At 59.8% G+C, this 515-nt stretch carries 2 protein-coding genes; both read right to left on the minus strand.

The features are described from left to right. Window positions 1-240 (minus strand): hypothetical protein (locus ABRS97_RS28140; RefSeq protein ID WP_367819468.1); only part of this gene is annotated, 240 nt, incomplete at its 3' end. Then, complete coding sequence (locus tag ABRS97_RS28145; protein WP_367819469.1) at window positions 203-430, minus strand: SymE family type I addiction module toxin; 228 nt, start codon at window positions 428-430, stop codon at window positions 203-205. The genes ABRS97_RS28145 and ABRS97_RS28140, both read right to left, overlap by 38 nt. Between the last annotated feature and the right edge of the window lie 85 nt (window positions 431-515).

Genomic DNA, 515 nt, shown 5'->3' on the forward strand with positions numbered 1-515 from the left:
CTTGACCTTGCGGACGCGGATACTCTCGAAGATGACCTGCCCCGGGCGAACGATCATCTTCTTGATCCAGCCGCCCTGCATGTTCTTCTCCCACACCTGCGTGGAACAATTGGCGAAGTACAGGCGCAGGGCGGCCTCAATGACGGCGTTCGCGCCGTCCATGTCGCTGCTCGCCGCCTTCTCCTTCGCCAATCGCAGCAGTTCAGCGTCCAGATTGGTCGTGTACTTGACTCTTGCCACCCTCTCGTCCTCCTTCGGGTAACCAAATCGTAATCTCGCCTCGCGATTCCCACACCTCTACCGTACAGCCGGGCGTGAAGCCCAGCGCTTCCAGCCACTTGCCTTGGAGGGTGAGGGAAGGCACTTCAATCTCGGCGGCGCTCCGGCGCAAGAACTTGCCGGACACCGTCAGCTTCCGTATGCTTCGCATTCGCTTCACCTCCTCGTTAAACAATTAGCGCATAGACCCACTTCACCCCGTGGTACACTGCACCCGCAGCCGCACTCACGGCAAT

This window comes from Paenibacillus tabacirhizosphaerae, assembly GCF_040812395.1.
GTDB lineage: Bacteria > Bacillota > Bacilli > Paenibacillales > NBRC-103111 > Paenibacillus_E.

Bases quoted from the DNA above. Each gene is read 5' to 3' on its own strand.
- ABRS97_RS28145 (WP_367819469.1), bottom strand. From the start codon at position 430: ATGCGAAGCATACGGAAGCTGACGGTGTCCGGCAAGTTCTTGCGCCGG.